This is a genomic window from Streptosporangium sp. NPDC002721, from assembly GCF_042888905.1.
Classification (GTDB): domain Bacteria; phylum Actinomycetota; class Actinomycetes; order Streptosporangiales; family Streptosporangiaceae; genus Streptosporangium.
Genome location: NZ_JBIAQI010000005.1, coordinates 241,206 through 253,860, shown reverse-complemented (window position 1 = coordinate 253,860; position 12,655 = coordinate 241,206). Strand labels below are relative to the sequence as shown.

Genomic DNA, 12,655 nt, shown 5'->3' with positions numbered 1-12,655 from the left:
AGTCCGGCACGATCAGACGCACGCCGGATGTACGCCGACACGCCCGGCCCAGCGCACCGAGGAGACCCGATGACCCGTCCGGACCCGGCGCGTGCCGCGCGCGTGACCGCGTACTCGAAGGTGTCCACCCACCTCGCCCTGCTCGGCGACCGCCGGCTCGGGGACCTCGTGGAGGGGGCGACCGGGCTGGGGGCGGGGATCGGCGGCGCGTCGGCGGCGCTGGAGATCGAGGGGGTGCGGGTCTTCGTCAAGAAGGTGCCCCTGACCGAGCCCGAGATGCGTCCCGGGAACGTCATGTCCACCGCGAACCTCTTCGGCCTACCCGCCTTCTACCAGTACGGACTGGGGTCGGCCGGTTTCGGGGCCTGGCGCGAGCTGGCCGCCCACACCATGGCGACCAACTGGGTGCTGGGGGAGGAGCACCGGGGCTTCCCGCTGCTCTACCACTGGCGGGTGCTGCCCGGCCCGCCTCCCTCCGAGGAGGCCGTGTTCGCCGAGTTCGGCGACCTGGAGGGCGCGGTCGGCCACTGGGAGGGCTCACCGGCCGTGCGGGAGCGGCTGGAGGCGATCCGCCGCTCCCCGGCGAGCGTGGTCCTCTTCCTGGAGCACTTCCCCCACACCCTCGCCGCGTGGCTGCCCGGACAGGACCTCTCCGCGTACGCGCGGGTGGACGCGGAACTGGCGGAGACGGCCGTCTTCATGCGGAGCCGGGGTCTCGTCCACTTCGACGCCCACTTCCACAACGTCCTGACGGACGGCCACCGCCTGTACCTCTCCGACTTCGGCCTCGCCCTCAGCTCCCGGTTCGAGCTCTCAGCGGCGGAGGCGGACTTCCTCACCCGGCACCGCGACTACGACCGCGCCTACACGGCGGCGCACCTGGTCAACCAACACCTGGCCGAGCGCGTACGCGGCTGCGTGGACCGCGACCGGTTCGTCCGTGACTGGGCCGACGGCGACAGGCCCCCGGGCGTCCCCGCCGCCGCGGCCCCGATCCTCACCAGGCACGCCCGTACGGCCGTCGTGATGGACGAGTTCCACCGGCGCCTGTGCGACGAGAGCAAGGAGTCCCCCTACCCGGAGACCGAGATCGCGCGCCGCCACGCCCTGTCCGACGGGGCCCGCGCCCTGTCGCGGCGGACGGACACGGCGTCCACGGCTTCACCGGACGGGAGCGCCGCCGGTGCCGGTTCCCGACCGGAGGCCCCGGACCGTCGATGACCGGGGCGAGGCCGTTCCCGGGAGCCTCGGACCACCAAGCCGCGAGAAGGCCGATGGCGTCCCGCGCCCCGGAGAGTGAGGGAGTCACGTGGAGGAGGGCGGGAACCCGAGGGGGAACTGGCGGGGCGGCAGGCGCGGCACCACGAGCCGGGGCCTGGCCGCCGGGTTGGGGGTGTGGGGCGGCTGGAGGACGAGGCGTTCCTTGGCGGCCTCGATCGCCCGGTCCAGCTGGGTGTCCACCCCCGCCGCGTAGTCCTGCGGGGTGATGTCGACCTCGATGTCGGGGTCGGTGCCGTAGTTCTCCACCCGCCAGCCCACGTCGTCGAAGGCGAAGGAGAACTCCGGCTGGGTGGTGACCGTGCCGTCGGCCAGGTTGTGCCGGGGCCAGATGCCGATCACCCCGCCCCAGGTGCGCTTGCCGATCAGGGGCCCCAGGCCCAGCAGCTTGAAGGTGTGGCTGAAGATGTCGCCGTCGGAGCCGGCCCACTCGTTGGTGATGGCCACCATCGGGCCGCGCGGCGACTCGTCGGGATAGGGCTCGGGCACGCCCCAGCGGGGGAAGTCGTAGCCCAGGCGGCGCCGGGCCAGCTTCTCCAGCAGCAGCGCCGACACGTGGCCGCCGCCGTTGAAGCGGACGTCGACCACCAGCGCCTCGCGGTCGTACTCGGCGAGGAAGCCCCGGTGGAACTCGGCGTAGCCCTCCGGGCCCATGTCCGGGATGTGCAGGTAGCCGATCCGGCCGCCGCCGAGCTCGTGGCAGTGGGCCCGGTTGGCCTCCACCCAGTCGCGGTAGCGGCCCGGCTGCTCGTCGCCGATGGCCCGCACGGTGACGGTCCGCCTGTCGTCCCCGCGCCGGATCGTCAGCTGGACCTCCTGGTCGGCCTGGTTGACCAGCAGCTCGTCCGGGCTCGCGTCCGCGCCGACGGGCTGGCCGTTCACGGCCAGCACCGCGTCACCCGGCCGTACGTCCACCCCGAGGCGGTTGAGCGGCGAGGTCGCCTCGGGGTCCCACCGGTCGCCGCCGACGATCCTCGCGATCCGGTAGACGCCGTCCGCGAAGGCCCAGTCGACGCCCAGCTTGCCCTGCCGGTAGTGCGGCCGGGACCGGTAGGCGCCGCCGCTCTCGTAGGCGTGAGAGGTGCCCAGCTCGCCGAGCAGCTCCCACAGCAGGTCGGAGAACTCCCCCCGGGTGGTGACCCGGTCGACCAGCGGCAGGTAGCGCCGGTAGACGCCGTCCCAGTCGAGCCCGGCCATGTCCTCGGTCCAGAAGTTCTCCCGCTGCAGCCGCCAGGCCTCCCTGAACATCTGCCGCCACTCCGCCTCGGGCCGGATGGACACCTTCACCCTGGACAGGTCCACCCACCCGCTCGTACGGCCGGGCGAGTCGTCGTCCTCGGGCTCCTCGCCCGCCCTGACCATCCGCAGCCGCTTGCCCGACTGGTAGAGCAGCGTGGTCCCGTCGCGGCCGAGCGCGAACTCCGACACGTCCCCGACCAGGGTCTCCTGCTTCTGCTTGGCGAAGTCGTAGACGTGCAGGGTGCCGTCGGAGGAGTCGGCGTAGTCGTCGCCCAGGCTGCCCTCGACGGGGAAGGTCAGGTAGACGACCTTGCCCTTGATCCCGGCGATGGTCTCGTAGCGTCCCTCGGGGACGGGGAAGGCGACGACCCGGTTCTCGATGCCCTCCAGGTCGATGACCACCTCGGGCGGTCCCTCGCCCTCGCCCTCCTTCTCACCGCCGCCGCCACTGCCGCCACCGCTGTCGTCGTCGTCATCGTCGTCGTCCCCGAGCGGCCGGGCCTCGGGGACGAAGGGCGAGGTGACGTCGGCGCGGAGCGCGATCGCGTAGGGACGGGAGCCCAGGGGGAAGCCCAGGTCGAAGTGCAGCTCGTCGTAGACCGGGTTGAAGACGCGCCGGCCGACGAAGTAGAGGTAGTCGCCGCCCGGGTCGAAGGCCGGGCGGGCGTCCCACAGCACCGGCCGGGTGGCGAGGAAGGTCTCGCCCGTCTCGACCCGGCACAGCTTCACCGCCGTCGTCTGCGCGGTGTCGCGGCAGGCGTACGCCAGCCAGCGGCCGTCGGGGGACCAGGCCAGGTCCTCGATCGCGCCGAACCTGCTGGAGTCGATCACCCTGCCCCGCGCCCGCTCCTCCCCGCCCGCACGACCGGCGCCCCCGCCGGGAACCCCGCCGACCGTGCCGCCGCTCATGCGACCGGAGGCCCCGCCTCCCGTACGGCCGGATGACACCTCACCGTTCGCGCCGCCGACCGGAGCGCCGGTCGTGAGGTCGACCAGGATCAGCTCGTTGCGGTGGTTGGCCACCGCGACGAGGTCGGCCGTGGGGGAGACCTCCAGCTCGATGGCGCGGCCGGTGTCGAGGTGGTCGAGCCTGGCGGGCTCGGTGGTGCCGTCGGCGGTGAGCACCGTCAGCACCTCGCGGTCGCCCTCGTCGCTGGCCGCCGCCACCAGCCGCTCGCCGTCGTTGAGCCAGTTCAGCAGCCGGTACCGCACCCCGTACAGCGCCCCGTGCTGGCGCACCGGCCCCTCCCAGGCGGCGAAGGAGAACGCCTTGCCCCGGGTGGTGACGGCCAGGCCGACGCCGTCGGGGCTGAGGGTCGCGCTGTCCAGGAAGTCCTCGGCCGGGGCGAAACGGCGGTTGCGCTGGGTGCGCGAGCTGCGCAGCCGCACCTCAATCGGGCGTGACTCCCCGTCCTCCACCAGGTGGAGCTCGCCCCCGGCGTGGTAGACCAGCCTGCGGCCGTCGCCCGACAGGTTGCGGGCGTAGTAGTCGGCGTGGTCGGAGTGCCTGAGCAGGCCGCCGCCGTCCGCGTCGCAGGAGTAGACGTTGCCGACCCCCTCGTGGTCGGAGATGAAGTAGACCCGGTCCCCGGCCCAGCAGGGCGAGGCGAGGTTGCCGGGCAGCGCGGTGAGCCGCCGGAACCGCCCGTCCTCGCCGGTCTCGATCCACAGGTCGCCCATGGTGCCGCCCCGGTAGCGCTTCCAGCGGGCGGGGTCGGCGGTGTTGCGGCCGAGCACGATCCGCGGGCCGTACGAGATGGTGTTGGCCGGGCCGTACGGCAGGCGCTCGGGCACCCCGCCCGGCTCCACCCGGTGCAGCCAGGTGCGGCCGTCGAAGGGCTGGCCCTGGTCGCTGGCGTAGACGACGCCGCCACGGGGATCCCAGCCGGTGACGCTGGAACGCGCCCCGTGGTAGGTCACCCGCTGCGCCGCGCCGCCGTCGGCGGGCATCACGTAGACCTCCTCGGGCCCTTCCTCGCGGCCGACGAAGGCGAGCAGGTCGCCGTCGGGGGAGAAGCGCGGGTATCCCGCCTCGGCCACCCCGGCGGTCAGCCGGAAGGCCCGCCCACCGCCGGCGGTGACCATCCACAGGTCGTCCTCGGCGGCGAAGACGACCATGTCACCGAAGATCGTGGGAAATCGAAGGTAGGCGGGCATCGTGTCACTCCATGATCGGGTGACCGGGTTTCACCCCGGTCACCCGATCATGATTTCACGCCCTCGGCGGCTGGACGGCCCGCGCGCCCTGGTGGGCGGGCCCCGTCTCGGGCACCCTGGCCTCGGGCTGCCCGCTCTGTTTCTTCGCCTCCTTGGCCGAGCGTGTCGCCTTGATCGCGGCCTTCTTGCTCTTCCCCGAGCCCTTCGCGGCCTTGTTCTTGGAATCCTTGGTGTCCTTGGAGTCCGTCATCGTTTCCCCCGTTGTGCTTGATGGACGATGCCGTTGATTAGGCATTCAAAGAGGTTTAATACCCTTTGCGGGCACCAGTCATCCACGCTGAGTGACGAATCGAACACTCAAGGCGACGATACGGTGCGACGGATCAGCTCTTCCTGCCGGAGTGGCGGCCGTGGCGAGTGGAGACCTCGGACCAGGTGGTGAGTCGCTGGGGGAAGGCGGCGGCCAGGTGGGTCTGGAGGCGGGCGTGGCGGAATTGGTACGAGGGGCCGGGGCGACGCAGGACGCCACGGGCGTGGGCGTCGTCCAGGAAGCGCAGGAGACGCCAGGGAAGGTGGCCGCCCAGAGCCAGTCTCAGGCGGGCCGCCAGATAGTAGGGCCAGACGTGCGCGGCCAGGGACATCACGCAGACGATGAGCACGGCGGCCGCCAGGCCGCGGGGAGCGCCCCAGAAGCCGATCGTGACGGGGGTGAGGACGGCGGTGAGGAAACCGGCGCTGACGAGGAAGTCCCGACGGGCCTGGCGGACCGCGAGGCGGGGGGAGCGCGAGTCCAGCAGGTGGAGCTCGTCCCCGAATCCCGTCCTGTCGTTGCCGCCGCGCACCACCCACTGGTTGAACACGCAAACCGCCGTCACCCCGCCCAGGACACCGGCCCCCGCGACGAAGCCACCGGGAGAGGGCAGGCCGGGCACGAGCTCGCGCACGGCCGGCCCGAACATCATGGAGGGCGTGACCACGGCGAACATCAGGAACACCATCTGGAACATGCCCATGACGAGGCCCACGGCCACGTTCCTCCCTGTCCGTATCAGCCACGGCACCCGAGAGAGGATCGCCGCGGACCATCTCCTGATCTTCGGCGGTACGGCGAAGCCGAGGATCGCCCACCCGTAGAGGGCGACGAAAGGAACGAAGGGGTAGTCGCCCAGCCAGGTCAGCCAGCGCGGCGGTGTGACGTCCAGCGGGTAGCCGTCCTTGATGTCCGGCGGCAGCGTGTGCCCCAGGGCCAGGGCCGCCCACCAGAGGATCGTCACCGCGCTGCCGATCAGCGCCCCGGTGCGGGAGGGGCGGACGATCGTGTCGAGTCTCCGCCAGGTCCAGTCCTGGCTCTGTGTCACCTCCAGCTGCCCGGCGAGCAGGCCGAGCCAGGCGGTGGCCCGTTCCGCGTCGTAACGGCGAAGCCCGGAACCGGGCGACCTGTACACGGCGGGGAAGTAGCGGGTGAACAGGAGGTTCTCCAGCGCGGCCCGGTCGAGGCCGGAAGCACGCAACTCATCCGGGTCGGTGTCCATCGGGGTGTAGACGACCCGGGCCAGCCAGGCCATCAGCGGCACGGACAGGACACGGGCCAGCGGGCCGTCCGGGGCACGGCCGAGTGCTTCGATGACACCGTCCCAGTGGGTGTCCCCGGAGACGCGTCCCGCGGTCAGATAACCGGTGATCTCCTTGATTCCCAACGGCTGGAGCCGCACTACCGTGGTGTCGGCGACGGCCACACCCGCTTCGGCGACGGCCCTGGTGAACTCGGCGGGGCGGCAGGTCAGCAGGAAACCGGGAATCTCCACCACGGCCTGGTTCAGCGCCCGCACGGTCCTGGCGTCCACCCCGCCGAAGATCTCGTCGAGCCCGTCCAGAACCGGGACGATCCGGCCCTCGGTCAGCAGACCACGTGCCAGGCTCCTTCGTTCCCCGGCCTCGACGGCCGGGAGCATCTCGGAGACCCGGCTCGCGCACCAGTCCAGCAGCGACTCCCCGCTGCCGGGCGGCCCCGCCGGCGGAGACCACGGGGCCGCCTCCAGCAGGACGGGCACCGGGCCGTCCGTATCCAGCAACCGCAACGTCAGGAGCAGCGCGCTCGCGCTCTTCCCCGCGCCCGCGTCCCCGAGCAGGATCATCCGACGGGGCCGGCGCGCCAGGAACACCTGGTGCAGATCCGACAGCCGGCCCTCCAGGCCGTCCGGAGTGCCCGCGGCGGCCCCCTCGGCATCGGATCGCCAGGACACGTCCAGCGAATGGGGGCCCAGATCCCGTTCCGCCGCCTGCCTGGCAGCCTCCTGGCGAGTCACGGTCTTCAGATGCCGTAGCGCCTGCTCCACCGGCTCGCCGGGAGCGTCGATACGGCCCAGCCAGGTTTCCAGGACCTTGAGACCGATTCCGAACGTCAGGGCGGCGACGATCCAGCGCCAGTCCCAGATGCCGCCGTCCAGGATCTGGTTGACCGCGACACCGCCCGCCACCCCCAGCGAGGCGAGCGCGACCACTCGCAGTCCCCGTCGCACCACACCCATCCGAGATCCCCACCCAGGGCAGGCCCCGACCCGACAAAGCACTCGACCTTCTTCTATCACCGTTCGGTGCCGAGTGGCCGGCCCAATGGTGACGGAGCCGATGAAACATGCCCTGGCGGGTGCCGGTCGGCATGTCGAAGTCCTTCGGGGCGGATGACGGAACCGGCGCGAGGGTGGCCCCTACGGGGGTGGCCGACGACCCGGGCAGGGGTTCTCGCTCACGCCCCGCCCTCGCCGTCCGGATCTCCCGCGAGGGCGCGCGCGGCCGCCGCGTCGCGCTCGCTCATGCCCTCGTACCCGCTGTGCCGGTGCTGCTCGGCCTGGTCGTCGATCCACCGGCCGTGCGCCTCCCACGCGGCCTGCTTGCTCGTGCCCAGGGCCGCGCCGATCTGCGACCACGAGGCCCCCACGGCCCGCGCCGACCGTACGGCGAGCTGGCGCCCGTAGCCCGCCTTGCGTGCGACGACCTCTCCGAGCGCGAGGAGCTCCAGCACCTCGTCGCGGGTGAGGGGCGGCGTCTCAGGATCGGCGGGGTCGTTGGGGTCGTCGGGACGCTCTCCGCCGGTGGCGTCGCCCGCCGCCGGGGCCAGGGCATCGCGCACGCGGAGCTCGTCGTAGCGGGCGGCGGCGGTCAGAAGCGTGAAGTCGCCTTCGAGGCTGTCCGGTGTGAACATGCCCCCGAGCATTTCGTCAAGCTGGCCTGACGTCAAGCCATCCTGACGCCAGAATGACGCCGAACAAGAGAAAGGCGACGTCACGGAAAGTGCTCCCGGCCTGCCGGACGGTACGACGGGGAGGTCCGGGGCGGTGGAATGTCGAGATCGCGGAGAAGGCTGGGAATCGCCCGACACCCCCGGCGGTGCCGCGCCGCCCCCGTGCGAGGGCATGATCGCGTGCTCGGATTGCGTCTGTGAAAAGAAGAGGTAAATCGAGGCCCTCGGAACGGATAATGATCTTCACGATTGGGCAGAACGTCGGCACACGGCTTGCGTTCCGGGAGGTGATGCATGGCCTGGTCACAAGACGAGGAGCGCATGCTGCTGCAGATCGAGCGCCACCTCATCGACGAGGATCCACGGCTCGCCGCGCGGCTGGAGTCGTTCAACGAGCGTGTCCAGCGCAAGGAGGGCGGCGGCCGCGGGCGTGGCGCCGGGAAGGGGCGAGGACGCTCCTCCAGACGTCTCCGCCGCTCCACGGTCATCATCATGTTCAGCTGGTTGCTGATCGCGACGCTGATCGCCACGCTCCTCGTCATGGTCCTGCGTCACGAGGCGGTCGCGGCCCTCCCGCTGTGACCGTGCCCACCGCCACCCCCTGGGGTGGCGGCGTCAGTGCTCGGGGTTGAGCGCGCCGCCGACGAACATCGCGGTCAGCAGCGTGAACAGGAACGCCTGCAGGAACTGGACGAACATCTCCAGGGCCGTGACGGCGATCGTCATCAGCACGCCCGCCACGCCGACCGGCACGCCCAGCGGGGTGGGATGCTCGAACAGGAACCAGAAGCCGACCATGCTGAAGAACGCCAGGATGAGATGGCCCGCGAACATGTTGGCGGCCAGCCGCAGCATGTGCGCGAACAGCGAGGTCACGAAGGTGTAGAGCAGCTCCAGCGGGATGACCAGCACGTACGCCAGGGCGGGCAGCCCGCGTGGGATCAGCCCGCGGACGTAACCCATGGCGCCGTGCCGTCTGACGCCGAGATAGATCTTCAGCACGTAGACGCTCACCGCGATCACCGCGGGGAAGGCCAGGAACGAGGAGACGGGGAGCTGGACGAGCGGGACCACGCCCATCAGGTTCCAGATCCAGACCAGGAAGAACACGCTGAGCAGCAGGCCCATCCACCGGTCGGCGTCCTTGCCGAGGAACGGGCGGGCCACCTGGTCGCGGACGAACACGTACCCCAGCTCGACCGCGTTCTGCAGGCCGCGCGGCACGACCTTGGGGTTGGCGAAGGCGGCCCAGCAGACGCCGCAGACCAGGGCCGCGGCCAGGACGGCCATCAAGATCGGTTTGGTCAGCCAGTACGGCGCGCCCGCCCACAGCGGGGGGAAGTCGAACAGTTCCAGGCCGGGAGCCCGGAATTCGGGCGACGAGGGTGACCCGGCTGATCCGGGCGACGCGGGCGATGTGAACGATGAGGTGATCAGGATCGTCATGAGGCGGTCCCAACGGCAGGGGGATTCTTTGTGAAGGTTTTCACATGACCCCGCAGACGCGGAAATACCTCGGAGGTAAAACCGGCTCCGGGACGGGGAGGGCGCGGCCCCGGGGCTCCCCTCGTCGCGGATCACCTCGAAAGGTTCTCGGAGAACCCCCGGAAGCCTCCGGGGAGGGCCACCGGGACCCCCGCTGTCGCGGATCCTCGTAAAAAGCTCTCGATCCCCGTAAAAAGCCTCCGGGAAAGGCCGTCGTCAGCCCAGGGCGCGCAGGAAGTCGGCGGCCACCGGGGCGGCGACCGCGCCGCCGCCCGAGCCCTCCTCGACGATCACCGCGAAGGCCACCTCGCCGCGGAAGCCGATGAACCAGGCGTGGGTCTTCAGGTCGTCCTGCTGACCGTACTCGGCGGTCCCGGTCTTGCCGCGGGTTCCCGAGGGCAGGCCCGCGTCCTTGGCGGTGCCCTTGGTGACGACCGCGGACATCATCCGATGCATGTCCGGCAGGACGTTCTCGGGCAGGGCCTGCGGCTGCGTCTCCTGCTTGATCGAGGGGACCAGGGTCGGCGGACGCCAGGTGCCGTCGGCCAGCGCGGCGGCGACCGAGGCCATCATCAGCGGGCTGGCGGTGATCCGCCCCTGGCCGAACGACTCGGCGGCCAGCTCCGCGTCGCTCTCGGCCTTGGGGAAGCTGCCCTTGGCGGCCGCGACGCCGATGTCGAGCGGCTTGTTGAAGCCGAACAGCTCCGCGGTGCTCAGCAGCTTGTCGGCGCTCAGCCGCTCCTTGGTCAGCGGGGCGAAGGTGGTGTTGCAGGAGTGGGCGAACGAGTCGGACAGCGACACCGAGCCGTAGGCGGCGTGGTTGGAGTTGCGGATCGGCAGGCCGCCGACCGTGACGTCCTTGGGGCAGGTGACCCGGTCGCCGGGGTTCATCCCCTCGGCCAGCAGCGCGACGGCGGTGACCGCCTTGAAGGTCGAGCCGGGAGGGTAGTTGCCGTCCAGGGCCCGGTTGAAGCCGCCCTGGTTGTTCACCACCGCGAGGATCTCGCCGGACGAGGGCCTGATCGCGACCAGGGCGGCGGTCTTCTTCAGGTCGCGGACGGCCTCGACCGCGGCCCGCTGGACCCGCATGTCCAGGGTGGTCTTCAGGGACTCGCCGTCCTCGCCCTCGATCGTGCCGAGCGTCTTGACCGTCTTCTTGTCCGGGCCGACGAGCTCGATCTCGGTGTCCGGCGTGCCGGCCAGGCGCTCCTGGAAGGTGTGCTGCAGCCCGCTCGCGCCGACCGCGTCACCCACCTTGTAGGGGACGCCCAGCTTCGCGACGCTCTTCGCCGTCGCCTTCTCCAGGTAGCCGACGAGCTGCTGCACCGAGCCGCCCACGTCGGAGCCGTCGATGCGGTCGCCGTCGGCCGAGGTGATCGCGGCCCGTTCGGGCCACTTCGTCTTCAGCGCGAAGGCGGTGGTCGCGGTCAGGTCGGGGTGGACGGCCCTGGGCGACCACTTGACCCGCCAGTGCCGGTCGACGACCGCGAGGTCGACGCTGCCGGAGTAACTCCACTCGCCGACGTCCTTCAGCTTCAGCGTGGCGGTGTAGGCGGCCTGCCCCGTGCCGTCCCCGGTCTCGCGCACCCCGTCGAGCCGCACCGCCGTGCTCTCCACCGCCAGGGCCTTGCGCATGGCGTCGTACGTCGTGGTGAAGGCCGGGTCCGGGGTGCCCAGCTCGGCGCGCATGCCCGCCAGGTTGCCGCTCTGCCAGGCGCCGACGAACCGCTCCGCGGTCTCCTGGGGGGTGCCCCTGGTGTGCAGGTACCACCAGGCGCCGCCCCCGGCGGCCCCCGCCACCAGGACGACGGCGGCCGATGTGATCGCGATCGTCTTGCCTCGTGCCACCTGATCCCCCAGTTCTCTCTTCCCCAGGGCCGCAGCCTAGCGTGACCAAAGCGACATATACCGACAAAGGATCATTTGGTCTGTGTACGACTGGGTGCGTAACTCGTCACGTACTCCTGGCCGGAGAGCTCCTGGATCGCGAACATGATCTCGTCGGTCACGCCGCGCCGGTCACGCGCGCTCGTCTCCGAGCCGGAGAAGGTCATCGGCTTGCCGATGCGCACGTTCACCCGGCCGAGCCTGGGCCTCGTGGCGCCGATCGGCAGCACCTCGCCGGTGCCCTCCATCGCCACCGGGATCACCGGGGCGCCGGTGGCCAGGGCTAGCCAGGCGACGCCGACCTTGCCCCGGTAGAGGCGCCCGTCGGGGGAGCGGGTGCCCTCCGGGTAGATGCCGAACAGCTCGCCGTTCCTGAGCACCTCCGCCGCCGCGTCGAGCATGTCCTGGGCCGAGGTCGGGCTCTGCCGGTCGATGCTGATCTGGCCGGTGGCGCGCATCCACATCGCGGTGACGGGATTGCCGGTGAAGTACTCGGACTTGGCGACGAAGCGGACCTGGCGCTTGAGCACCAGCGGCAGGAAGGTCGAGTCGAGGATCGACAGGTGGTTGGAGGCCATGATGGCCGGACCCGTGACGGGAACGTGCTCGTGCCCGGTGACCGTGGTCGGCCAGAGCAGGTGCAGGATCGGGCCGCCGACAATCTTGGTCAGGCGATAGAGCACGGGCTCTCCTCATGAGACGGGTTACCCAACACTAGGTGGTGGTCCGGCGGCCGGTGGTTGTACGCACCCGCACAAGCGAGGCCGTCAGGTTTGTAGCCCTCCTCCATCGCCACCGCTCTTTTCCGGGGCGAGTCCGGTGAAAATCCTCACCGGACCGGTCACCGAGGAAAGGAAACGCCCCGCGAGCCGGGTGGGCTCGCGGGGCGTGACGTTTGGTGCCGATGTGGCGGTCGCCTCCTCGGCGAGAGGCACAACACGGCTCCAGCCGAACGGTATTCCGTGAAGGCGGTAATTTGCGGCCCGGGGGACACAAACCACATCGGCACGATCACTCTAACGGACGTCTGCCGCTGGTTATTCCGATTTGAGGTCGACGGCGTGTCCGGTGGGACCGCGCGACCCGGGTATCCGCAGGTCACAGCCGTGAAGGTTCGCCCCGAGAACCGTCGGTCAACGCCTTCGGCGCGAGGAGGCGAGGCCGCCGCCCAGGCTCACGGCCGAGGTCCGTGATCGAGGTCTGTGATCGAGGTCCGTGGCCGCGAGGGGTGGTCGAGAGGGGGCGAGAGGGGTGGGACCGTGTGGGGCCGCCCCGTGACCTCCCCGGTCACCGTGGCCGCCTCGATTCCGGGGTCGATTAAAACGTATTACTCGATCAAGGCGAGACCTTCCCCGGGGTGGCGCCGGG

9 protein-coding genes are annotated in these 12,655 nt (G+C 71.0%); 2 read left to right on the top strand and 7 right to left on the bottom strand.

What is annotated here, in order from left to right; all coding sequences use genetic code 11:
• Positions 1-69: 69 nt before the first annotated feature.
• Positions 70-1,221: a protein kinase family protein gene (locus ACFYWM_RS08830; RefSeq protein ID WP_389910845.1), complete on the top strand. Its 1,152-nt coding sequence runs from the start codon at positions 70-72 to the stop codon at positions 1,219-1,221.
• Between the two features lie 84 nt (positions 1,222-1,305).
• Here the strand turns inward: ACFYWM_RS08830 and ACFYWM_RS08825 are convergent, their stop codons facing one another.
• The 4 genes from ACFYWM_RS08825 to ACFYWM_RS08810 all read right to left on the bottom strand — a co-directional run bounded on the left by ACFYWM_RS08825 (position 1,306) and on the right by ACFYWM_RS08810 (position 7,876).
• Positions 1,306-4,674 carry a PDZ domain-containing protein gene (locus tag ACFYWM_RS08825; RefSeq protein ID WP_389910842.1) on the bottom strand — a complete coding sequence of 1,123 codons (3,369 nt, stop codon included), beginning with the start codon at positions 4,672-4,674 and terminating at the stop codon, positions 1,306-1,308.
• Positions 4,675-4,729: 55 nt separating this feature from the next.
• Positions 4,730-4,924: a hypothetical protein gene (locus ACFYWM_RS08820; protein ID WP_389910839.1), complete on the bottom strand. Its 195-nt coding sequence runs from the start codon at positions 4,922-4,924 to the stop codon at positions 4,730-4,732.
• Positions 4,925-5,057: 133 nt separating this feature from the next.
• Positions 5,058-7,202 (bottom strand): NACHT domain-containing protein, encoded by a 2,145-nt coding sequence (locus ACFYWM_RS08815; RefSeq protein ID WP_389910837.1) that lies wholly within the window; start codon positions 7,200-7,202, stop codon positions 5,058-5,060.
• 218 nt (positions 7,203-7,420) lie between these two features.
• Positions 7,421-7,876, bottom strand: coding sequence for a hypothetical protein (locus tag ACFYWM_RS08810; RefSeq protein WP_389910834.1), 456 nt, complete (start codon positions 7,874-7,876; stop codon positions 7,421-7,423).
• A 333-nt stretch (positions 7,877-8,209) separates the two neighbouring features.
• Here ACFYWM_RS08810 and ACFYWM_RS08805 point away from each other — a divergent pair, with 333 nt between their 5' ends.
• Positions 8,210-8,497 carry a DUF3040 domain-containing protein gene (locus ACFYWM_RS08805; protein ID WP_389910831.1) on the top strand — a complete coding sequence of 96 codons (288 nt, stop codon included), beginning with the start codon at positions 8,210-8,212 and terminating at the stop codon, positions 8,495-8,497.
• Between the two features lie 33 nt (positions 8,498-8,530).
• Here ACFYWM_RS08805 and ACFYWM_RS08800 read toward each other — a convergent pair whose 3' ends face one another.
• From ACFYWM_RS08800 to ACFYWM_RS08790, 3 genes are all read right to left on the bottom strand, one after another.
• A complete protein-coding gene (locus ACFYWM_RS08800; RefSeq protein ID WP_389910828.1) occupies positions 8,531-9,361 on the bottom strand; it encodes a F0F1 ATP synthase subunit A in 831 nt (276 codons plus the stop codon).
• A 255-nt stretch (positions 9,362-9,616) separates the two neighbouring features.
• A complete protein-coding gene (locus ACFYWM_RS08795) occupies positions 9,617-11,248 on the bottom strand; it encodes a penicillin-binding transpeptidase domain-containing protein (protein WP_389910825.1) in 1,632 nt (543 codons plus the stop codon).
• Between the two features lie 71 nt (positions 11,249-11,319).
• Positions 11,320-11,970: a lysophospholipid acyltransferase family protein gene (locus tag ACFYWM_RS08790; protein ID WP_389910821.1), complete on the bottom strand. Its 651-nt coding sequence runs from the start codon at positions 11,968-11,970 to the stop codon at positions 11,320-11,322.
• Positions 11,971-12,655 lie beyond the last annotated feature (685 nt).

What these genes read in the sequence shown, in the direction of transcription:
- ACFYWM_RS08800 (WP_389910828.1), bottom strand. Translation starts at nt 9,361, where the DNA reads ATGACGATCCTGATCACCTCATCGTTCACATCGCCCGCGTCGCCCGGA.
- ACFYWM_RS08805 (WP_389910831.1), top strand. Translation starts at nt 8,210, where the DNA reads ATGGCCTGGTCACAAGACGAGGAGCGCATGCTGCTGCAGATCGAGCGC.
- ACFYWM_RS08830 (WP_389910845.1), top strand. Translation starts at nt 70, where the DNA reads ATGACCCGTCCGGACCCGGCGCGTGCCGCGCGCGTGACCGCGTACTCG.
- ACFYWM_RS08825 (WP_389910842.1), bottom strand. Translation starts at nt 4,674, where the DNA reads ATGCCCGCCTACCTTCGATTTCCCACGATCTTCGGTGACATGGTCGTC.
- ACFYWM_RS08815 (WP_389910837.1), bottom strand. Translation starts at nt 7,202, where the DNA reads ATGGGTGTGGTGCGACGGGGACTGCGAGTGGTCGCGCTCGCCTCGCTG.
- ACFYWM_RS08820 (WP_389910839.1), bottom strand. Translation starts at nt 4,924, where the DNA reads ATGACGGACTCCAAGGACACCAAGGATTCCAAGAACAAGGCCGCGAAG.
- ACFYWM_RS08810 (WP_389910834.1), bottom strand. Translation starts at nt 7,876, where the DNA reads ATGTTCACACCGGACAGCCTCGAAGGCGACTTCACGCTTCTGACCGCC.